Source organism: Nitrospirales bacterium (assembly GCA_031315865.1).
In the GTDB taxonomy this organism is placed as follows: Bacteria; Nitrospirota; Nitrospiria; order Nitrospirales; family UBA8639; genus JAGQKC01.
In genome coordinates this window covers 2,415,270-2,435,996 of sequence record JALDRJ010000002.1, presented here as the reverse complement: position 1 = coordinate 2,435,996, position 20,727 = coordinate 2,415,270, and the positions used below count along the sequence as shown (strand labels likewise).

19 protein-coding genes are annotated in these 20,727 nt (G+C 52.3%); 7 read left to right on the top strand and 12 right to left on the bottom strand.

The genetic code is table 11. From position 1 onward, the window contains the following. Window positions 1–108: 108 nt before the first annotated feature. A complete protein-coding gene (locus tag MRJ96_11115) occupies window positions 109–1,260 on the bottom strand; it encodes a cupin domain-containing protein (GenBank protein MDR4501990.1) in 1,152 nt (383 codons plus the stop codon). Next, on the bottom strand, window positions 1,260–1,667 hold the full coding sequence (locus MRJ96_11110) for a GNAT family N-acetyltransferase (protein MDR4501989.1): 408 nt from the start codon (window positions 1,665–1,667) through the stop codon (window positions 1,260–1,262). The genes MRJ96_11115 and MRJ96_11110 overlap by 1 nt, the downstream gene beginning before the upstream one ends. Before the next feature lie 264 nt (window positions 1,668–1,931). Here MRJ96_11110 and MRJ96_11105 point away from each other — a divergent pair, with 264 nt between their 5' ends. Together MRJ96_11105 and MRJ96_11100 are read left to right on the top strand one after the other, a co-directional pair. Continuing rightward, window positions 1,932–2,093, top strand: coding sequence for a hypothetical protein (locus MRJ96_11105; protein ID MDR4501988.1), 162 nt, complete (start codon window positions 1,932–1,934; stop codon window positions 2,091–2,093). Between the two features lie 235 nt (window positions 2,094–2,328). After that, window positions 2,329–3,168 (top strand): hypothetical protein, encoded by an 840-nt coding sequence (locus tag MRJ96_11100; GenBank protein ID MDR4501987.1) that lies wholly within the window; start codon window positions 2,329–2,331, stop codon window positions 3,166–3,168. Between the two features lie 15 nt (window positions 3,169–3,183). Here the strand turns inward: MRJ96_11100 and MRJ96_11095 are convergent, their stop codons facing one another. Both MRJ96_11095 and MRJ96_11090 read right to left on the bottom strand, forming a co-directional pair. After that, entirely contained in the window at window positions 3,184–4,041 is an 858-nt protein-coding gene (locus MRJ96_11095) for a fatty acid desaturase (protein ID MDR4501986.1), read from the bottom strand. Between the two features lie 83 nt (window positions 4,042–4,124). After that, window positions 4,125–4,436 (bottom strand): RNA-binding protein, encoded by a 312-nt coding sequence (locus tag MRJ96_11090; GenBank protein MDR4501985.1) that lies wholly within the window; start codon window positions 4,434–4,436, stop codon window positions 4,125–4,127. Window positions 4,437–4,891: 455 nt separating this feature from the next. On the opposite strand from MRJ96_11090, the gene MRJ96_11085 reads away from it, so the two are divergent. From MRJ96_11085 to MRJ96_11065, 5 genes are all read left to right on the top strand, one after another. Then, complete coding sequence (locus MRJ96_11085) at window positions 4,892–5,902, top strand: zinc-dependent alcohol dehydrogenase family protein (protein MDR4501984.1); 1,011 nt, start codon at window positions 4,892–4,894, stop codon at window positions 5,900–5,902. A gap of 57 nt (window positions 5,903–5,959) precedes the next feature. Beyond that, on the top strand, window positions 5,960–6,511 hold the full coding sequence (locus tag MRJ96_11080) for a DUF5069 domain-containing protein (GenBank protein MDR4501983.1): 552 nt from the start codon (window positions 5,960–5,962) through the stop codon (window positions 6,509–6,511). A gap of 241 nt (window positions 6,512–6,752) precedes the next feature. Beyond that, window positions 6,753–7,619, top strand: a complete 867-nt coding sequence (gene dapF, locus MRJ96_11075) for a diaminopimelate epimerase (protein ID MDR4501982.1) — start codon at window positions 6,753–6,755, stop codon at window positions 7,617–7,619. Between the two features lie 274 nt (window positions 7,620–7,893). Further along, the gene (gene lysM, locus MRJ96_11070; GenBank protein ID MDR4501981.1) at window positions 7,894–8,325 is read left to right on the top strand and encodes a peptidoglycan-binding protein LysM; all 432 of its coding nucleotides are present in this window, start codon (window positions 7,894–7,896) and stop codon (window positions 8,323–8,325) included. Between the two features lie 50 nt (window positions 8,326–8,375). Then, entirely contained in the window at window positions 8,376–9,251 is an 876-nt protein-coding gene (locus tag MRJ96_11065) for a M48 family metallopeptidase (protein ID MDR4501980.1), read from the top strand. A gap of 298 nt (window positions 9,252–9,549) precedes the next feature. Here MRJ96_11065 and MRJ96_11060 read toward each other — a convergent pair whose 3' ends face one another. The 8 genes from MRJ96_11060 to MRJ96_11025 form a co-directional block, all read right to left on the bottom strand. Then, a complete protein-coding gene (locus tag MRJ96_11060) occupies window positions 9,550–10,854 on the bottom strand; it encodes an alpha/beta hydrolase-fold protein (GenBank protein ID MDR4501979.1) in 1,305 nt (434 codons plus the stop codon). Between the two features lie 67 nt (window positions 10,855–10,921). Then, window positions 10,922–11,197, bottom strand: coding sequence for a DUF2442 domain-containing protein (locus MRJ96_11055; GenBank protein MDR4501978.1), 276 nt, complete (start codon window positions 11,195–11,197; stop codon window positions 10,922–10,924). 222 nt (window positions 11,198–11,419) lie between these two features. After that, window positions 11,420–12,409: a glycosyltransferase gene (locus MRJ96_11050; protein ID MDR4501977.1), complete on the bottom strand. Its 990-nt coding sequence runs from the start codon at window positions 12,407–12,409 to the stop codon at window positions 11,420–11,422. A gap of 179 nt (window positions 12,410–12,588) precedes the next feature. Further along, window positions 12,589–13,713: a bifunctional diaminohydroxyphosphoribosylaminopyrimidine deaminase/5-amino-6-(5-phosphoribosylamino)uracil reductase RibD gene (gene ribD / locus MRJ96_11045; GenBank protein ID MDR4501976.1), complete on the bottom strand. Its 1,125-nt coding sequence runs from the start codon at window positions 13,711–13,713 to the stop codon at window positions 12,589–12,591. A gap of 26 nt (window positions 13,714–13,739) precedes the next feature. Continuing rightward, entirely contained in the window at window positions 13,740–16,730 is a 2,991-nt protein-coding gene (ppdK, locus tag MRJ96_11040) for a pyruvate, phosphate dikinase (GenBank protein ID MDR4501975.1), read from the bottom strand. Between the two features lie 180 nt (window positions 16,731–16,910). Beyond that, a complete protein-coding gene (locus tag MRJ96_11035) occupies window positions 16,911–17,375 on the bottom strand; it encodes a hypothetical protein (protein MDR4501974.1) in 465 nt (154 codons plus the stop codon). Between the two features lie 73 nt (window positions 17,376–17,448). Further along, on the bottom strand, window positions 17,449–19,701 hold the full coding sequence (gene glyS / locus MRJ96_11030) for a glycine--tRNA ligase subunit beta (GenBank protein MDR4501973.1): 2,253 nt from the start codon (window positions 19,699–19,701) through the stop codon (window positions 17,449–17,451). Window positions 19,702–19,706: 5 nt separating this feature from the next. Next, window positions 19,707–20,657: a glycine--tRNA ligase subunit alpha gene (locus tag MRJ96_11025; GenBank protein ID MDR4501972.1), complete on the bottom strand. Its 951-nt coding sequence runs from the start codon at window positions 20,655–20,657 to the stop codon at window positions 19,707–19,709. Window positions 20,658–20,727: the final 70 nt, after the last annotated feature.

Here is a 20,727-nt window from a genome sequence, read left to right as displayed (position 1 = left end):
CTTCCCCCTCGCGTACTACCGCCGGTGGTCCAAGCAAAACCAGACTTTGCACTACAAATTCATGCCCTCTCGTCCATTCGTCCCTCGTGTAATTCATAAGCGCAGTGGTCAATCAGACAGATAGAGACTTCCCTGATTGAGAAGATCGACCAATAATTGCAGGTGGGGGACAGAATGCAGGTATTTGCGAGGATTAATCATGAGCTCGGCGCACAAGGCCTGAACGAGCTCGGACTGGCTTTTCGGACAAGGGTAACAATGACCATCGACGAACAACCTTAATTCCCCCCCCTGCTCTTGAAAAGCAAACCGCGATCCTTCATTGCGAACCAAGCGACCACCCGTAGAGATATGCGCTTGTAACCCTTCAATCCGATAAATCGGCGTCGTGGGTTCTTCTTCTGGATATTTGGGAGCCGTGATAAACCGGCCAAACCACTCGGCGAGCAATGTCTTGTCTTTGGCATAGTCTGTCACGATTCGATGGACAGCCTCCAAAGCTTCCGGCGTCAAGCTTCCGGGGCAAGCCTGAGGAACGAGACCCGGGTCTGAATATCGCTTCTCCTCGCTGAGTGCATCAGCCACATAGTCGGCAAACCCCCGGAGAATTTCGCCGTGGGATGGAGCGCGAAAACCGACCGAGCAGGTCATACAGTCATTCCCCACGGCAACGCCATGATGACCGATACAGGGAGGGACATACAGCATGTCGCCAGGTCCTACAATCCAACTGCACTCCGGCTCCCAATCGGTCAGGATCAACACCGGCGTATCAGGACGACGAGGTGAATTCGCGTCAAATCGGCCACCAATCTCCCATCGCCTTCGCCCGCTTGCTTGCACTAAAAACACATCGTAGTTGTCGTAGTGCGGCCCTACCCCTCCCCCATCACTGGCATAACTGATCATCAGGTCATCGATACGCCAACTGGGAATAAAATGAAATCGTGCGAGAAATTGGGCAGCAGCAGGTACCCAATGATCCACGGCTTGCACCAACAAGGTCCAATGAGCTTCCGGCAATTCCCGGAAAGTCTCCTCGGTGAACGGTCCATGGGCCAGTTCCCATCGCTCACTCACGCCATCTTGAATCACCAGCCGAGACTCCACGAACTCTTCACAGGCCAATCCCGCCAGTTCATCGGCAGAGACAGGCAATTCCAGGTTTGGCAAGGCATTGCGAATCAACAACGGTTTCTTCTGCCAATACTCCTTCAGGAACGTTTCAAGAGAGATTTCACCTAGGGGCAACGAAGGCATTAGACGTTCTTCAGCATGTCAACATGTGGAACACCATGATCAAGATAGACATCTGATACTCGCACAAATCCATAACCCTGGTAGAATTTCCCAAGGTATTCTTGCGCAGAAATCTCAATCGGGACATTTCCCCAACAGTGCTGTATTTCGTTCAAAGCCCGACGCACGAGTTGATGACCGATTCCTCGTCTCCGCACCTCTTGCCGCACCACGACTCTCCCGAGCCTCGCATTCGAACTGTCGGGCCGAGGAGGCAAGAGCCGAGCGTACGCGATCAAAGAGCCAGCATCATCATATCCAGTCAAATGCCGGGTCTCAACATCACAATCGGACGGTTCGACTTCCGGATAGGCACATTGCTGTTCCACTACGAACACATCCACGCGCAAGCGAAAAATATCAAACACGGCCTCCTTCATCAGCTCCGAAAATCTGAATATCTCCCAATTAATATCGGGCATAGGGAAAACGTGGCTTCTACAGAAAAAGATGCAAATGAAGGCTACGGAGGTGATGGATTGTGCCTGGCTGATTGACATCCGTCAATCAAGGTACGCGAACAAAAGAGACCTGCGCCAAATCTCCTATTTAATTTTGGAAGTCTACGTTCCGAAAGACATATGTAGAGAAGTCCAAACAATAAACTATTCATTCTCAGGAGACCCCTCACCATGAGTCCGTTAATCCCCAAAGCCGTTCGTGAATTCCTTAAAGACGTTAAGCGGGCCTCTCATAAAGAGAAGAAGAGCATGGTCATGAGCATTAAGAAGGCTCAGGACATCGCCGAAACACTTGAAGGAAAATTTGACGCTCGCCAGATCTCTCACAATTAACACCAATTTTCCCCATGACCATAACGGCCAATGGCAGAAGGGAAGCCCCTTGCTCATCAAGCCCTGCCATTCTTGCCTCGTGCCGTCCTGAACGCTCTGAGCAGCCCCAAGCCGCGATCAGTATGCTCAACAACGTGTAAAGCCGAACCTTCATTAATGGTCGGCATAGATTCTTGATTCGAGCCAGGGTACAATCATCAATCAGAACGAACGCCCTGTCACTGACATTTCCCTCATGACAACAGATCGGCTTCTCCTCCTCATTGACGCTCATGTACATCTTTATGACTGCTATGACCTTCCGATTTTCCTTGAGTCGGCCTTGAAGAATTGTCGTGCGCAAACTGATACTTTACGCCACAATGGTCCAATACTCGGAATTCTTCTCCTCACTGAAATATCCTGCGATCATTGGTTTCAACGATTGCGGGCATTCGCCGAAGAAAACCGGACGCTCACTCACCACTCAGGAAAGACGTGGAGTTTTCATCGAACAGAAGAAGAAGTCACCATTCTGGCGAACTCATCCCAAGGAGAACGAATCTTATTCGTGGCTGGCCGACAAATGGCGACACGAGAAAAGTTTGAAGTCTTGGCGCTTATAACGAAGGAATCGTTCCAGGATGGCATGAGTCTTCACGAGTCCATCGACCGCGTGAAAAAGAGCGGAGGGATTCCCGTCATTCCTTGGGCTTTCGGAAAATGGTGGGGTGCACGAGGTAAGCTTTTGAATGAATTCATGCAATCTTCGGCAATGACCAATGTGTATGTGGGTGACAATGGCAGCCGTCCCGGCTTTCTCCCGTATCCACCTCAATTTACGCTTGCCTGCGAACAGGGCATTCGCATCCTTCCCGGCAGTGATCCCCTTCCAATCCATTCTGAAAGCTCTAAGCCATGCAGCGTTGGCCTATCGTTGTTCGCGGAATTAGACGAGCAAAAACCTGGAGCGACCCTCAAACGATTGCTTCAAGAGGCCAACACACCCATCAGCCCATATTTTCAGCATGAATCGTGTTACAGATTTTTCAAGAATCAAGTAGCCTTGAGGATGCAGAAGTCTCGTGCGACTTAGAGGAAAAAGGAATGACTAGTCGGTTTTTGGGGAAGATCGGTACAAGGACGAGGCAAGCCCTACCATCGATAAGCCATAGATCAGCCATTTGGAAGGATCGAAATTATACCACTTCAGACCATTGCGATAATCACTCGGATACATGTGATGGTAGTTATGGTAGCCCTCTCCAAACGTCACGAGTGAAATCAGCCAACTATCTCGACTAGAATCGGATTTGCCGTGGGGTTGATTTCCCCATAGATGACAGACGGAATTAATACAAAATGTCGAGTTCAGCACGAAAAACATTCGCCCGACGCCAGCCAACAGAAAACAGCTTACGCCTCCCATCCACCCATTGACCGCCAATCCCACGAGAAACGGTAAGAGTAGACCGGATAAGACAATGGGAACATAGTACCGATGCTGCCACATGACCACGCGATCCTTCACCAGGCGTGCTGGAAATGGCCGGTTACGATGGGGGTCACGCCAGAAGAGCCACGCACAATGGCTAAACCAGAACCCCCGTTTGGCATTATATGGATCTTCTTCCTGATCACAACGGGAATGGTGCCGAATGTGATCGCGAGCCCATTTCAGGGCAGAATTTTCCAGAGCCCATCCTCCACCGATCAACAACATCGCTTTCACCCAATCCGGACATGTAAAACTTCGATGTGTGACCAGTCGATGATACCCGACGGTGATCCCCAACCCGCTCGCGATATACATCACGACAAACATCACCCAATCGACCACGTTGTAGTCGTAAAAATAGGCATAAGCTGGAACACCGATCATCGTTCCAACAGCGACCAGGCTAAACAGAAATGTGGTTGGAAAATCGAACGCGCGTGTGCTTAGCGGGATTAACGTCGTCGTGGCCATGGATGGTTTTCGAGGGAAAGCCGCGGAAGGGGATTCCTCATTTGAATCCCCTTCCGCTTTTCGCTTTCAGCAAATATTAAAGCTTAGAATCGGTTTCCTCGACCTCCGCCTCGATTGCCTCCGCCAAATCCGCCACCGGTTCTCGGAGCCATCGGTTTTGCTTCATTGACGGTAAGAGTGCGCCCACCCATTTCTGTGGAATGCAGGGCGGCAATGGCCGCTTCGGCTTCTTCGGAAGAAGACATTTCAACGAAGCCAAAGCCACGAGATTGACCGGTAAATTTGTCGGTAATCACTCGAGCCGACTGGACGGTTCCATGCTCTGCGAATAAGGCCTCCATCTCAGCTTCAGTCGCGGAATACGGCAAACCACCTACGTAAATTTTTGAACCCATGAGGTTCCTCCTTTTGAATGAAAAATCATGATATTGCCTTGAGCTGGAGATGGTACGTACATCAGGAAGGGGTAGGCCGCAGACGCGAGAATTGAAGCGACTCTGGTCAGACTTCCGAGTTGACTCCCGGGCAAAACAACATCGGTTGGTTAACGGACCTGCTACGTTGCTCCATCATCAGGGGGTCCAACCTGTAATGGTACTTTTACCCTACCATAGAGTCGACAAAAAAGATACAAGAATTATTACCGGTTACTATCGAGACCAATGCTACCACTTGCAATTTAAGCGAATTTATGGAAGCCATGAAACACGAAAAACAGGCGAAACAGTCAACGTCGTCACACAATTGGCTATGGTCCATGGGGACTATTCCCCAAAAGAGGATTGCTGATACACTCAACTCGAATCTCACGGCTACTTAATATGGACTAGCTAGCGAGACATTTCAAGGGATGGAACAGAACACACCGATGAACGCGTACGTCGTACGAGACTACGGGCCAGACGCCCGGTTTGAGCAAACACAAATACCCAAACCTGTCGTTCAACCCGGGCATCTCCTCATACAAGTGAAGGCCACGAGCCTGAATCCCGTCGATTGGAAGATTCGTACACTCGGACTGCCCTTCGCTCCCGACCTGCCGGCGGTCCTGCATGGCGATGTCGCGGGGATCGTGACTGAGGTTGGCGAAGGCGTCCCGAACTTTCACGTCGGGGATGAAGTATATGGCTGCGCCGGAGGGGTCAAAGGACAGGGAGGAGCGCTTGCGGACTACATGCTCGTAGATGCTGATCTTATGGCTCTCAAACCCCGAACGCTTGGGTTCCCAGAAGCCGCCGCCCTCCCTCTTGTGAGTATCACGGCTTGGGAAGGACTGATCGATCGAGCCCGCGTGCAGCCTGGGCAACGAGTTCTTGTCCACGCCGCGGCGGGAGGAGTGGGACATATCGCCATTCAACTGGCCGCTCTTCATGGCGCCACGGTCTATACCACGGCGTCAAATCCGGAAAAAGGAGAGATCGGACGGCAACTCGGGGCCAAAGCATGGGCCAATTACAACGAGGAAACTCCAGAAGCCTATACCAAACGGCTCACAAATGGCGACGGGTTCGACATTGTCTTCGATACGATAGGAGGGTCGAACATCGATCGCGCCTTTAAAGCCGCCGCTCATAACGGGCAAGTCATCACGATTGTCTCACATAGCACCCATGACCTCTCGCTGATGCATCAACGTGGACTGACCCTCCATGTCGTCTTCATGCTGCTGCCCATGCTCACTGGAAAAGGACGACCCCATCATGGCGAGATCCTCCAGCGTCTCGCCACATGGGTTGATGAAGGCAAGCTCCGTCCCCTTATCGACGCCAACCATTTCACACTCGACGAGATCAACGCTGCACACGACTATTTCGCTGCGGGCAAGCATACCGGAAAAATCGTGATTGAACACCCGAACTAAAGGAAAATATCGGCCAGCCACCGAGCTCATTTGTCCCTGGCCAAGAGCAAGCAAACGATGCAAAGTCCTTATCCACCTGAATCGAACGACTGGATCAAACCGTTCACCGAGCTGTATGAAAACGCCGTCCAACGCTTCTCCACCGGCATCAGACAGGTCGATCAGCTCTTTTCTGCAGAAGACATTCATGTTCTCTCATCGATCGGCGCCACTCCTCAAGAAATGTATGACTTTATCGAAGACTGGCACGACGACGGTGAGCCCGACAAAGATACCGTTCTTCGCATCACGGCCGTTCGACGGCAGTACTTCATGACGGAACAACAAGGACGGCCTTCGTCTCATACTGTTTCGATGAACACACTGCCTCCCAAGAGCGCCGCATTAGGTGGAATCCGTTGGCTTCCACGAATCATACAAAAAGCCCAGGCCAAACTCCGCGGAGAAATGCCACCGGAACTCATGTATGGATGCGGTGGCGATCGTCCATTCTTGAAAAAACACGGGATTGATCCCGCGGATTTTTTGCGAGTGGTATGGGATACGAACGGTGATCAGCAACGAATTTTGGAGTTCGTGCAGCAGAGACAAGCGCAGTACATTCCGTAACAACCCTCTCAAGCAAAAAGAGAGATCCACATACGGGATTCTGCGTTCTTTCCATGTCAAACCGCTCTGAGACCGGCCTATGATCAGCTAATCGACGTGCTGATTTTCTTCTCCATTGAGGCCTGCAGAGCAATTTTTGACAGATTTTCTCCTGGATTTTATAATCCATCGTAGTTTTTACTTACTAGATAGAATCTAGGATGGTGTTCAGCGTTCAATATCGACTTCGCATGGAGCAGCAATGAAGAATCAATTTTTCAAAGGGCACGGGTTAGGGAATGACTACATCGCCCTTGACCCGGCGACATTAACATTTAAGCTCACCCCACGAATTATTCGAAGAATCTGTGATCGACATTGGGGAGTCGGCAGTGACGGGATTTTAGCCCTTCATCCCGGCAAGAAAGCGGATTTTGGCCTGCGAATCTACAATCCAGATGGAACAGAAGCGGAAAAATCAGGGAACGGGTTACGAATCTTCGGCTGCTATCTCTATGCGACGAAAAAAACCAAGAAACGCACATTCAGCGTACAGACCAAAGGAGGACTCACGCAGGTCCACCTGGGCGTCAACGGACATGGATTTGTGGGAGAGGCCACGGTCGAGATGGGGCGAGCCTCGTTTCAACCCATCGCCCTCCCTTGCACACTCCGCGTTCCAGAGCTCATTCAACAACCGGTCAAGGCGGCAGGCCAATCATTACGGTTTATGGGAGTCAGCGTCGGTAACCCCCATTGCGTTGTGTTTAAAGAAAAAGGCACAAGCTGGACGCGAGAAGATCTGCTGGAAATCGGACCGGAGCTCGAAAATCATACCATCTTTCCCAAGCGGACGAATGTTCAGTTGGCAGTTCCGACCGGACCAAAATCCATATCCATTTTGATCTGGGAACGGGGAGCAGGTGAAACGCAAGCTTCCGGGTCTTCGGCCTGCGCAGCGGCCAGCGCCGCGATTCGACTCGGCCTCGTCAAAAGCCCCGTAACGGTAAAAGCGCCGGGCGGCAATCTGGAAATTTCGATTGACCCTCAATTCAACATCACGATGAAGGGGCCGGTGGCAGAAGTCGCGCGAGGAGAGTTCAGCAAACCGTTCGTACAGTCACTGTAATCCGGCTCAACTTCTCTCACGTTTTACGCAGCCGGTGTTCATCAGACGGCCTGCCCGTATATCGTTGCGAAACCAGCCCGCCAATCTTTCTCTTCCTGACCATTTCAGCTATCATACGAACGCATTTGAATTTCTGTCGTAAGTCCCCTCTCTTAACGATACTTCCACAGTCTTTGTCCTGATTCGATCATTGAGCCTGAGAGCCTGAACGGCAAGCATTCGTTCATGTAAGTTCATAGGGTTCATACCCTTCCATCAACCAGGAGGTCTTCAAATGGGACTGTTTGATTTCGTAAAAGACATCGGAGAAAAAATTTTCGGCAGCGGCGATGAACCGGCGGAGAAAATCAAGGAACATATCGAATCACGCAATCCCGGCATCAAGGATCTGCATGTCGAGTTCCAAGAAGGCAAAGTCAGCCTCTCCGGCAACGCGGACAGCGCCGATGCCATGGAAAAGGCCGTGCTGCTGGCAGGCAATGTCAAAGGGGTAACGGACGTCGCCGCGGGCAACGTGAAGGCGCCAGCCCAGACCGCCAAGGTTGAATATTATGTCATCGAGAAAGGTGATACCCTGTCAGCCATCGCCAAGAAATTTCTGGGCAATGCGATGGACTATCCCAAAATTTTCGAAGCCAATCGGGAGGTTATCAAGAATCCGGACTTGATATACCCAGGTCAGAAGATTCGCATTCCGACGGGATAGACCAGACGTCCCGACCTTACTGACAGCCTATTTACGCAGGAGAAAAACTGATGCCATTCGGTGGGTTAGGGCGGGAACGCTTTCCGCAGCAGCGCCGGCCTCGCATGAGTCTCAAGATGCGGCTGATTCCGATCATCTTGTTTGCCTGCTATGGCCTGTATTATTACGTATCGAACCAGGAAACCGTCCCGATTACCGGACGCTCTCAACTCGTCGACATCAACCGTGAACAGGAGATGGCCCTCGGGCTTCAGTCCTACCAACAAATTCTCAGTGAGTCTCAAGTCGTTCCACAGGGTGAAGTGGTGGATTTGGTCCGTGGGATTGGCCGAAAACTGGCTCAGGCCGCCGGTGATGTCGATCCGGGGTTTCAATGGGAATTCAACGTGATTCAATCCCAGCAAGCTAACGCCTTTGCGCTGCCGGGAGGCAAGACCGCCGTCTACACGGGCTTGCTTCCCGTGGCCAAAAATGCCGATGGATTAGCGATTGTGATGGGGCATGAAATTGCTCATGCCATTGCCCGGCACGGCGCCGAACGCATGGCCCATCAAAAACTCATGCAGATCGGGTCGATGGCTGCCAGCGTCGCCCTTGGGGACCTGGACTACAATACGCAACGGATGGTCCTGGGAGCGCTTGGGGTCGGCGCGCAATATGGCATCATGCTGCCCTTTTCCCGCGATCATGAGTCGGAAGCCGATTATATGGGCCTCTTATTCGTCGCACGCGCCTGTTTCGACCCGACTGAAGCGCCAAAACTCTGGGAGCGGATGGGACAGATGAGCCAAGGCAAACAACCGTCAGAATTCATGTCCACCCATCCCAGTCATACCACGAGAATCCGGCAATTCCAGGAATGGATGCCCGAAGCGCTCGAAGTGCGGCGGCAACATTGCCAAACATCACACACAAGCGCATCCTAGAAATCAGCCTTACTCGTTCCCCTCTTCAGGGGGCGTTGAATAATAAAGTTATTCAACGACAATATTTCCTCAGAACGACATTATACCCCAGCAGATTCGGGGCGGTTCAAAAAAGTCCGTTCAGCAAGGCCGCAGGCATTTTGACGCGCGGAGCGTACTGGCTCGAGCCGATTCAAGGATTCACCAAGGAGTTATCGTCGTACTTCGCAAAGAGTGTACCCTTGCGTACTGAAGTCTGTCAGGGATGCGCTCTCGACGTGAGTACGGCAAAATGACGAGAACACCGCTGGGGCTTTTTTCAACAGCCCCCCTCAACATCGATCGTGAGCTTCACCGGAAACAAACGAGCAGGGTCCTGCCGGCGTCGCGCCTCTTGAAGAAGCGCCTCCAGAGATGGCGTCACGATCCCTTCAAATGAAAGTTGACCGTTCGTCTCCACCTTCACCGGCCTGGAAAAATCGACCAATGCGTCGTGTAAAAACAGTGAATAGCGACGGACATGCTCAGTCGTGACGACGATGTGATTCGGCGAGGGGATGTCAGCCGTGAGCGTGGCGTAAACCTTTTCAGCGATCAAAGCATCGCGCTTATCGATGAGGTTTTCCGAAAACGCAGCGATCTGACTGGTGGCATCGATCTGGACCCAACTGAAACTCGACAGATGCGTCGCATCGCGAATGACCGATACGTTCCGGGAGATGGGCCGCCGGGTCTGCCGGTCAAACCATGAGACGAGCGCCGGCAGTTCTTCCCGCGGGAAAAAATGCCCACCCGCATGCGGATGGGTAAAGGTATGTTCCCGGTAGACATGCTCGATCCCCCGTTTGCCCATATCATCCACGAGCGACCGGCTTAGACTCACCGGCATAACCTGATCATGCACTCCATGAATCACGTAGACCGAGGTGAGCCGTAGATTCTCCAGGAACGGAAAGAGCACATCGTCAATCCCGCCAGCCATCGGAGCAATGCCGGCGAAGAGATCGGCGTGATGCATACCGATAATCCAGGCTCCGATTCCGCCATTCGACATCCCGGACAGAAAAATCCGGTCCGCATCCACATGATAACGTCGTTGGATCGTTTGGATGATCGCCAGAATCAACTCCTCCGCCGATCGTCGCCACCACGCGCCCATGGACATCGTCGGGCAGACCAGAATGTATCGATCCTCCAAGCGCGGCACCCAGCGATCTAAATAGCCTTCTCCCGTAAAGCCCGCGCCATGGAGACACACGATCAACGGGTAGGCTTTGGCCGGGTCGTAGGAAGGCGGGACATACAAACTATACGAATACGAACGGCCACGGACCGTGATGTCTTGCGAAGGGTGTGAGCCGACAGGCTGCTGATCGTCACGTCGTGATTGCTGAATAATCTTCGATACGGCGGGAATCGTCGCGTCCGGATGATTCAGGATTTGAGGCAGCAGCAATTCGGCGGACTCACTCGTCGGAGCCGTGAGATAGTGCTGCACAAGAGAGGGGAGCGAACCAAAAGTTTCCTGATCGTATTGAGAAGTGGCAACAGCTTTCCCTGCAATTCCAGGGAAAGGTATGACACAGAGAAGGCCTAGGAGGATGAGAAGAAATTTGAAAAACATACCTTCTTCCCTCACAGCACAAAGTCTTCACTCAACCGTACTATCTTGCCCGTTGTGAGATACGAGATTAGCTCAGCCGCGAGATTTTCGCCTTAAGCGGAAAACGCTCTGGATGGTCAATAATCTCCTCGGTTAAGTCAACATCTATTTCAGGCCAGTAGAAATGACCGTTCGAGATTTCTTCAACATTCACTATAGCCTTGACGGCTTGCTCTTGAAACCAAGGGAAATCTTCATAAGACATGAACAACTCTTTGCCATGAGACAAGAGCCAGACGCCGTGCACAGAAATATTCGTCACTTCAACTGCCGAAGTGTTCTTGCCATGCGTGAGTGAGTTCATCGTAATGACCTTCTATGGGTATTTCGATCTCTTTAAGAATTCTCACATATTACCGAATATCCAGGAAAATGCCCACTGCCGCATCCAATCATGCCAAACAAACAACCCATAGCCTCAGATTCTTAGCATACAATGTTCGAACTCTTCATTATGAAGATCAGAGTTAGGATTCGGAAAAGAGTAAGAAGAGAATGGGGCGTTCAGGTGATCCGAGAGCGTACGTTATCCACCGATCCGATTTTTCACCATGGAGACCACCGCGGAGAAGGTGCCGGGAATGAAGGCAAGCAGGGCTTGCGGGTCCATTTTGATAAACTTCATGAATTCGTCTTTTTTGATCGGCATGCGGTGAGTCAGTCGATGCAGAACTTCCCGGACAAACTGTTCCCGTAAGGCGCGAATGCGCTGATTGAGCTCGTTGCGTTCAAGCTCGTTGAGCTCATACCGGGCGAAGATCTGTTTGCGGTACCGCATGTCGTCATAAATTTTTTCGATGGCCCGCTCATGTCCCCACATCGTGGCTGAGTAGACGTTTAATCCTTCGCCGTACCGGCATTCGCATTTGGTCGAAAACACGACTTTATCCGTGGCTTTCGCGAGGTCCATCCAGAACAGATATTCTTCCCCCGTAATCGTAAATTCGATCGGGTACCGTATCGTGGGAAATTTCTTCGCGCGGTACACCAGCGTGGACTGCCCGATGAGGTTGCCGACGATAATCTGGGTGAACAGGTCGCCGTTGAACACCCGCAGCCAGTCGGTGCCCTCAACCAGCGGATGGTCCTCGATCGTAATTTTCTTCGATCGCTCAAAGGCCGAAATGTCCTGATTCAACTGATAGTGGTCCGTAAAATAATAGTCATATCCCTTGTCGAGCGCGAACATGGCGTTGGCCAAATGATCGTCCGTCCACACATCGTCGGAATCGAGAAAGGCCACGTATTCCGTTTCCGGCCGCAACTCATCAAGTGCCCGGTTTCGAGCGCGCCCTTGCTTCATGTTTTTTTCTTGTTTGATGATGCGAATTTTTTCAGGGTGACTCTTGAGCAGATCTTTCAATTCCGATTCCGGAGTCACGGGCGAGACATCATCGACGACGATAATTTCATACTCATCGACGTTTTTTTGTTCGATGGCCGAGGTCACACATTTTTTCAGCACGCCTTCTTTTCGCTGAAAATACGGGATGATGACGGCGGTGCGAACGGTCATACTTTTTGCCTTACGAACCCTGTTGTCTGGGAGTGCAAGAGAGTGTTCTGGTCATTCTGTAGTCGGTCGTGAACATGACAAACTTAAATCACGGCAGACATCATGAGGTTATGGCATAGCTCAACGTTTTTGTCTACTACCGGCAGGCATGACAATCCAATGACCGGCAAATCCTGAAATCATCGTTTTGACATATTTTGATAGATAGTGTCCGGGCAGCGTCCGGTAATCAAGAAGTCCTGACCGATACGGTGAAACGTGACATCCTGGATCGAGATGGCGTGACTGAGACGCTTCGGAGATCGTCCCGCCAGAAGATTCACGGAATCATCCCCGCCCAGCAGTTTCGGAGCCATGTACAGCCGCATGTCATTCACGACCCCCTCTCGCAAGGCAGACGCGTTGACCCGCCCTCCCCCCTCGATCAACAGGCTCGTGATTCCCATACGTCCCAGTTTTTTGAAACAGGCGGCCAGTGATAAAACGCCTCGTCGCTGAGGCACGATCAGAACATTCACGCCTGCCTTTTGAAGACGGGCGATTTTCGACAGTGAAGCCTGCGAGGACGTACATACGATCGTCGGTTGTTCGAGGGGCCAACGGAAAACCTTCGCCTTCAGGGGAGTACGCAGGTGACTGTCTAAGACCACCCGAACCGGCTGCCGGACATGTGACGATCGTCGGTCGCGATCAGCCTCCCGGCTACTCAGCGAAGGATCATCTTTGAGTACGGTCTCCACCCCCACCAGGATGGCATCGACTTGGCTTCGCAGAAGATGTACTTGCCGTCGGGACTCTTCGCCAGTTATCCATTTGGACTCGCCGGTGGAGGTTGCGATCTTGCCATCCAGCGTCATCGCTCCTTTGAGCGTGACGAACGGATATCCGGTCGTAATCCACTGCACATAGGCTTGATTCAGCTCTTCTGCGGCCTTGCGTAAACACCCCACATCGACACGAATGCCGGCTTGCCGGAGTTGCCGGATGCCTGCTCCCTGAACCTTGGGATTCGGGTCCGGCATGGCCACGACGACGCGCGTCACTCCCGCAGACTGAATGGCTGGAACGCAAGGGGGAGTTCGTTTTGCCGTATGGCAGCAGGGCTCAAGCGTGACGTAGAGCGTCGCATTTCTGGCTCCCACACCAGCCTTCTTGAGGGCAATGACTTCGGCATGGGGGCCGCCGGCCCGGCGGTGGTAGCCGTGCCCCACGATTCGATGACGTTGAACCACAACAGCACCGACCATGGGATTGGGACTCGTGGAGCCCTTCCCCTTCGCAGCCAGGCGAAGGGCTCGCTTCATGCAGGAAAGATCTTGAGAAGGCTCCTTCACCGGCGAGATGACGATTTTCTGGAACGAACGGGAGACGACGCTGCCCGTGCCGTGACTTTCTTTTTCGCTGGGGTTTTAACTTTGGCTTGCGTTTTTGGTTTCGCCTTGACTTTCGCTTGCGCAGCGACTTGGCGTTTCTGATTCGTCCGCGGTTTTTTCGGTGAAGCGCTTGCCCCCTTTTTCGGTTTCACGTCGAGCGTCGCGGCGGCCACTTGCGCCGCCGCCAATCTGGCGATCGGCACGCGATAAGGCGAGCAACTGACATAATTGAGTCCCAGCTTATGGCAAAATTCCACAGAACTCGGATCGCCCCCATGCTCACCGCAAATTCCCAGTTTAATGTTCGGACGTGTTTCTCTGCCAGCACGAATGGCCCAAGCCATCATGGCTCCCACGCCCTCCTGATCCAGCGTCGCAAAGGGATCAAAGTCCAGGATATTGTCGGCCTTGCGATCGATCGTCGCCTTACACATTCGGCAGACCATCTTTTTCCAGTCGACATTCGTGCGTTGACAGACCGGACAGCGATCTTGACGATCCATGTAGAACGAGGTGAACTTGGCCGAATCATCACGAGAAAATCCATACATCGTTTGCGTGAGGTCGTTGGTCCCGAACGAGAAAAACTCGGCATCTTGCGCGATTTGTCCGGCCGTCACGGCCGCCCGCGGCAGCTCAATCATCGTGCCGACTAAATAGGTCAACTTCATCCCATACTGCGCCATCGTCTGGTCGGCAACTTCACGGATCAGCTCTTTCTGAGCTTTCATTTCCGAGGCCATCCCGACAAGCGGGATCATAATCTCCGGCACGATCTTTTTCCCTTCTTTCGCCACTTCACAAGCCGCTTCGAAGATTGCCCGGATCTGCATGCGCGTGATTTCCGGCATCGTGATCCCAAGCCGGCACCCCCGTAATCCAAGCATGGGGTTAAATTCATGCAACTCCTCCACTCGAGCCAGCATTTGCCGTTTTTCCTGGATATCCAAAGGATTCCCATTCGTGGCTTCCAGACGAGCCAAATCAACCATTAACTGTTCGCGTTTCGGCAAAAATTCATGGAGTGGCGGATCGAGAAGACGGATCGTCACGGGAAATCCCTTCATTTCCCGGTACAGACCGATGAAATCCTGTTTTTGTAATGGGAGTAACTGCTCAAGATACTTCTCTCGATCCTCCCGGGATGAAGCCAGGATCATTTGCTGCATGATCGAGACGCGATCTTCGGCAAAAAACATATGCTCGGTTCGACACAGTCCGATGCCTTCAGCCCCAAACCCTCTAGCGATCTGAGCCTGTTCCGGCACATCCGCGTTTGAACGGACGCGCAGGGTCCGAAAACTATCAGCCCATTTGAGGAGAGTGAAAAAATACTGGTATTTCTCAGATTGGGAGGCTTCCATTTTCCCTTGAATCACCTGAATCACTTCTGAATCCACGACGGGGATATCTCCCGCATAGACTTGGCCCGTGAATCCGTTCAGCGAAATGGAATCGCCTTCAGAGAGGACGAGTCCCCCCATCCGCACTTTGTTATTTTTCAAGACCTCGACCCCATCACATCCGGCCACGCAGACTTTTCCCATTTGCCTGGCCACGACGGCCGCGTGAGAAGTCATTCCCCCTTTGGCCGTCAAAAACCCTTCGGCCGCGTGCATCCCGTGAATATCGTCTGGACTCGTTTCCTGACGGACGAGCACAGCGCGCTCGCCAAGATTTTTCATTTCCACCGCTCGATCCGGCGTCAGGGCGATTTTCCCCGCAGCCGCTCCCGGTCCGGCCGGAAGCCCCTTGCCGACGACTTCATGTTTGGCTTCCTCTGAGCTTTCGAAGATCGGATACAAGTATTGCGAAAGTTGTTCAGGAGCGACGCGCTGGATGGCTTCCCGCCGGTCGATCAACCCTTTTCGAACCATATCGACGGCGATCCTCACGGCTGCAATCCCCGTGCGTTTGCCCACGCGAGTTTGCAGCATGTACAACTTCCCTTCCTGAATCGTAAATTCCAGGTCCAACATGTCCCGATAATGTTTTTCGAGGGTCTTTTGAGTTGCGATTAACGCCTTGTACGCTTGCGGAAGTTTTTCCTCGAGCGCGGAGACGGGAAGGGGCGTTCGAATACCCGCGACGACATCCTCCCCTTGGGCGTTCAATAGACATTCACCGAAAAAGACTGGTTCTCCGGTTGCGGGATTCCTCGTAAAGGCAACGCCCGTGCCGCTGGTTTCGCCCATGTTCCCAAAGACCATGGCGACGACATTCACGGCGGTCCCCCATTCATCGGGAATATCATAGAGTCGCCGGTAGGTCACAGCGCGGTCTCCGTACCAGGACTCAAACACCGCATTTACCGACATCCGTAACTGTTCAAAAGGATCTTGGGGAAAGTCTTGACCGGTTTCCTCACGAACGAGTTGGGTATAGCGATTGACGAGGTCGTTGAGCGCTTCCACGGACAAATCCGTATCATGCGTGGCCTGATGCCGAGCCTTGGTCTCCACCAGTAACTCTTCAAACCGTTCTCTCGGAACATTCATCACTACATTGCCAAACATCGTGATGAACCGACGATACGCATCGACGGCAAACCGCATGTTCCCCGTTTTTTTTGCAAGCCCCTGGACGGTTTGATCATTGAGCCCGAGGTTTAACACCGTGTCCATCATGCCCGGCATGGAAGCCCGCGCCCCAGACCGAACCGAGACGAGCAAAGGATTATCCACACTTCCTAGCTTGGCTTTCATGGACTTCTCAACACGGGTCAATCCGTGGAGCGTTTGATCCCACATGCCGGGTGGGTACCGTTTTTTATTATGAAAATACTCCACACAGGCGTCGGTAGTAATCGTAAATCCCGGAGGAACCGAGATCTTGAGGTTCGTCATCTCGGCCAACCCCGCCCCTTTTCCTCCGAGGAGCTCTTTCATGGTACCTTTGCCCTCGGCTTTTCCATCGCCATAAAAATACACGTACTTTTTGTGACGCATGACGTCGCTCTCCCTTCAGGATAATGCTCGTCTCATTCCACAGAACCGATGTTGATAAGACCATTGGCCTTCAAGCCAACTCATCACGCGCCCTGACTCACCAACATCGAGAGCATGGAACACTCATAATTAAAGAAGAAAACAATAAATAATCGTTCAGCTCACAGGCCGAGCAGCGGCTTATGAGAGACGGCCTTCAAGACTTTTGAGATGTTTGGCATACCGGGTCAACATGACCCGTTTGGCCCACATACCGGTCCCGATCACGAGCACCACGAACAGGATCAAGGCCAACAGTCGATAATCCTCGTCTCGTTGATGCTGATACTGCAATTCGCCCTTCATATCCACCGTCAGGGCCTCACCCTCACGAATTGAATGCGTGTTCCCTGTCGGATCGGACAAGTCGAGCCATTCCGTGCAGACCTTGACCCGCTGATCGACTCCGCCCACTTCCATCCACTTGACTCTGACGCAGTAATGACTCTTGACATCATAAATTTCCGGTTTGGATAGCGCGACCTCTAAATTCAAGCCGCTGACCCACCATCCGAAGACCAAAAGACCATTGCACACCACGATAAGCAACACGGTGATGCCTCGGGCGAACCAGCGCATCCGCGTATCGTAAGAACTGTCCGGCATCCCATCGTCTCATCGTTTCATAACACGAATTTTATGACTCGACTGCCAGAGTGATCAATGCATGAGAACATCCTCATGACGGCATTGGCGGCATTGAAGGTTGAATGCGTGAGAAATCGGCCAAAGCAGAAAACATTTCGTTGACGCTTCCCAGTAATGATAACCGATTCGCACGGATTTGGGGATTCTCCGCATTCACCATGACTCCTTCAAAATACGCATCGATCGGGGTTTTCAAGCGCAGGACTTGCTCCAGAGCAGCGGAATAATCCTGCTCTTGTAATTTCTCTTCCAGACTTTTTTGACTGTCAAGCAAAACTCTGAAGAGTTGCGATTCCGCGTCATGTTCGAACAACGCCGGATCAACGTGCGACTCCCTCCATTGCTCCTTTTGAAGGATGCGATGCACTCGTTTGTACCCGCTCATCAGGGCTTCGAATTCCGGTTGTGCGGCAATCTGACGAATCGCGAGCATACGCGAGAGTAAATCCGTGCAGTCGCAGACTTCCGGCGGCCTGGCCGCCAAAACCGCATCTACCAAGTCGTCTCGTATGCCATGGATGGTTCTCGCATAAAACCGGAGGCGTTCAAGGAGGAACTCCACCACGCCCGGCACGATAGACTCCTCCTGTACCGCATTACTGATATTTTGAGATTGAATGATGTGTTCAGCCTGCGCCAGAAGCCGAACCAGATTACATCGCAAGCCCTTTTCGACAAGAATTCGGATCAGCCCATACGCTAACCGACGCAAAGCCAGAGGATCTTCGGAACCGGACGGATGCAGGCCGATCAAAAAGAAAGCCGTGCAGGTATCAATTCGATCGCCTATAGCCAAAAGCATGCCGACAAGCGTTTGAGGAAGCGGGGCCTGTGGGGTATCAGGAAGGTACAGTTCTCCTAGCGCATCGCACACATCCGTCGGCTCTTGGTCGTGGATCGCGTATTCACGTCCCATCGCTCCTTGAAGAACGGGAAACTCCCCGACCATTCCAGTCGTTAAATCGGCTTTGGCTAAATACGCCGCGCGTTCGCACAGAGGTTTCACATCCTGATGGCCCGCCACATCGGCAACGTAAGGAACCAGCTCCTGTAACCGACATATTTTCTGATGTACCGAACCCAGTTTTTGATGGAAGGTCATCCCTTTCAACTGCGGAACCCGTTGAGCTAATGAGACTTTTCGGTCTTCACGGAAAAAGTATTGAGCATCGTTTAACCGCGCCGCCAACACACGTTCATTGCCCTGCCGGATCACATCCATATTTCGTAACTTTATGTTGGTCACGGTGATGAATTTGGGCAGGAGTTTTCTCTGTCGATCCAAGAGTGAAAAATAGCCTTGGTGTTCCTTCATCGCGGTCATCAGGACTTCTTGAGGCAAAGACAGGAATTGTTTATCAAAACTTCCGAGAATCGCCTGAGGACATTCAACCGTGTACACCGCCTGCTCCAATAACTCATCCCGATGTTCGGCGTACACCTTCCCCTTCACGGACTTGGCCAACGCTTCAACCTGCGAAGCGATCATGGTTCGACGTGCCTGGGGATCGACGATGACGCCGGCACGCTTCAGAAGCGACTCGTACGAGGCAGGACGAGTGACCGCGACACGCCGGCTCTTGGTCCCGCCCAGAAATCGATGGCCTTGCGTGTGATTCCCGCTTTTCACTCCACCGACCTCGAATCGAAGAACGGTATCGCCATACAGGGCTACGATCCACCTGAGCGGTCTGGCAAACGACAGACCCGAGTCATTCCATCTCATCGATTTCGGGAACGACAGTTGCCTGATCATGTCAGGAAGATGAGTCTTGAGTACCTCGGTCGTGACACGACCGAACACATGTTTGACTGCGCAGACATAGGCCCCTTTCGGCGTCTCCCGGACTTCCAACTGTTCGACGGGAACGCCTTGGTTGCTCGCGAAGCCTGAGGCCGCCTTAGTGGGGTTCCCTTGCTCATCATACGCGACAGACTTTGGAGGCCCTAACACTTCCGAGTTTAAGGAATCCTGTTTTTCAGCAAGACCATCGACAAATAAAGAAAGTCGACGAGGAGCTCCTATGATTCGTAATGAATCATGATTCAGCCGTTGTTCGCGCAACAACTGCTCCATGAGTGTCTTGAGTTGCTGTAAGGCAGGAGCAATGAATGATGCCGGCAGTTCTTCAGTCCCAAGCTCAAGTAAGAATGCGGCAGTCCTTGGTGTACGGGAAGATTTCCGTGCTGACGCCGGTCGGGAACGGCCTGCCGGCGAAGGCGTACGTGTTGCCTTTTTCCTACCTGTTGACGTCCGGTCCACCTTGCGAGTTGAAGTCCCCATGATGGTCAGGTCACTGAGCGTTGAGAAGATCGACCGGATTTGACCTTGGAGCGAACAGGAGCCGGGTCTTGAAGGAGTGGAAAACCAAGAGACGCTCGTTGACTTTGGTACGCTTCCGCACAAGCCCGCGCCAATACTCTGACCCGCCGAATATACCCAGTCCGCTCGGCCACACTGATGGCTCCGCGTGCATCGAGCAGATTAAAAAGATGCGATGTCTTCATACAATATTCATAAGCCGGAAACACTAATTCTTTTTCGAGTAACCGTTGACATTCGTATTCGAACGCCTCAAACGTGCTGCTAATCATCTCCACATCCGCCACTTCGAAGTTGTAGGTGGACCCCTGGATTTCCGCCTCGCGATAGAGTTGCCCGTACGTCATATCCGCAGACCAGGAGAGGTCGAAGAAATGATCGACTTCCTGAATATACATGGCGATACGTTCCAGTCCATATGTCAGTTCGACCGTCACAGGATCGACGATAATCCCGCCGACTTCTTGAAAATAGGTGAACTGCGTGATTTCCATCCCATCGAGCCGAACTTCCCATCCTAACCCCCAGGCTCCCAAGGTCGGAGATTCCCAATCATCTTGAATGAATTGAATATCGTGCTGCCGGGGATTGATTCCGAGATGAGCCAGGCTGTTCAAGTAGAGTTCTTGCACATTGGCAGGAGAAGGCTTTAAGACGACTTGGTACTGAAAGTAATGTTGCAACCGGTTTGGGTTGTCCCCGTAGCGACCATCGGTCGGACGACGACAGGGTTCGACATACGCAGCGCGCCATGGCTCGGGGCCAAGCGCCCGCAAGAATGTCGACGGATTAAATGTTCCCGCGCCTTTTTCCGTGTCATAGGGCTGGGTGAGAATACAGTGCTGTTTAGACCAAAACTGATGAAGGGAAAGGATTAAATCCTGGAGGGTCACAACTTTTTCCAACCGTCCCTGCAAGAGGACATGGTTTCCTCAGAGTATCTGCCACATAGATAACAGACGGTCTTTCCACGCTTCAAGACGCGTC

Coding starts and splice junctions, on each gene's coding strand:
- MRJ96_11115 (MDR4501990.1), bottom strand. CDS start 1,260: ATGCCTTCGTTGCCCCTAGGTGAAATCTCTCTTGAAACGTTCCTGAAG.
- MRJ96_11105 (MDR4501988.1), top strand. CDS start 1,932: ATGAGTCCGTTAATCCCCAAAGCCGTTCGTGAATTCCTTAAAGACGTT.
- MRJ96_11100 (MDR4501987.1), top strand. CDS start 2,329: ATGACAACAGATCGGCTTCTCCTCCTCATTGACGCTCATGTACATCTT.
- MRJ96_11095 (MDR4501986.1), bottom strand. CDS start 4,041: ATGGCCACGACGACGTTAATCCCGCTAAGCACACGCGCGTTCGATTTT.
- MRJ96_11090 (MDR4501985.1), bottom strand. CDS start 4,436: ATGGGTTCAAAAATTTACGTAGGTGGTTTGCCGTATTCCGCGACTGAA.
- MRJ96_11085 (MDR4501984.1), top strand. CDS start 4,892: ATGGAACAGAACACACCGATGAACGCGTACGTCGTACGAGACTACGGG.
- MRJ96_11080 (MDR4501983.1), top strand. CDS start 5,960: ATGCAAAGTCCTTATCCACCTGAATCGAACGACTGGATCAAACCGTTC.
- dapF (MDR4501982.1), top strand. CDS start 6,753: ATGAAGAATCAATTTTTCAAAGGGCACGGGTTAGGGAATGACTACATC.
- lysM (MDR4501981.1), top strand. CDS start 7,894: ATGGGACTGTTTGATTTCGTAAAAGACATCGGAGAAAAAATTTTCGGC.
- MRJ96_11065 (MDR4501980.1), top strand. CDS start 8,376: ATGCCATTCGGTGGGTTAGGGCGGGAACGCTTTCCGCAGCAGCGCCGG.
- MRJ96_11060 (MDR4501979.1), bottom strand. CDS start 10,854: ATGTTTTTCAAATTTCTTCTCATCCTCCTAGGCCTTCTCTGTGTCATA.
- MRJ96_11055 (MDR4501978.1), bottom strand. CDS start 11,197: ATGAACTCACTCACGCATGGCAAGAACACTTCGGCAGTTGAAGTGACG.
- MRJ96_11050 (MDR4501977.1), bottom strand. CDS start 12,409: ATGACCGTTCGCACCGCCGTCATCATCCCGTATTTTCAGCGAAAAGAA.
- ribD (MDR4501976.1), bottom strand. CDS start 13,713: ATGAAGCGAGCCCTTCGCCTGGCTGCGAAGGGGAAGGGCTCCACGAGT.
- ppdK (MDR4501975.1), bottom strand. CDS start 16,730: ATGCGTCACAAAAAGTACGTGTATTTTTATGGCGATGGAAAAGCCGAG.
- MRJ96_11035 (MDR4501974.1), bottom strand. CDS start 17,375: ATGCCGGACAGTTCTTACGATACGCGGATGCGCTGGTTCGCCCGAGGC.
- glyS (MDR4501973.1), bottom strand. CDS start 19,701: ATGGGGACTTCAACTCGCAAGGTGGACCGGACGTCAACAGGTAGGAAA.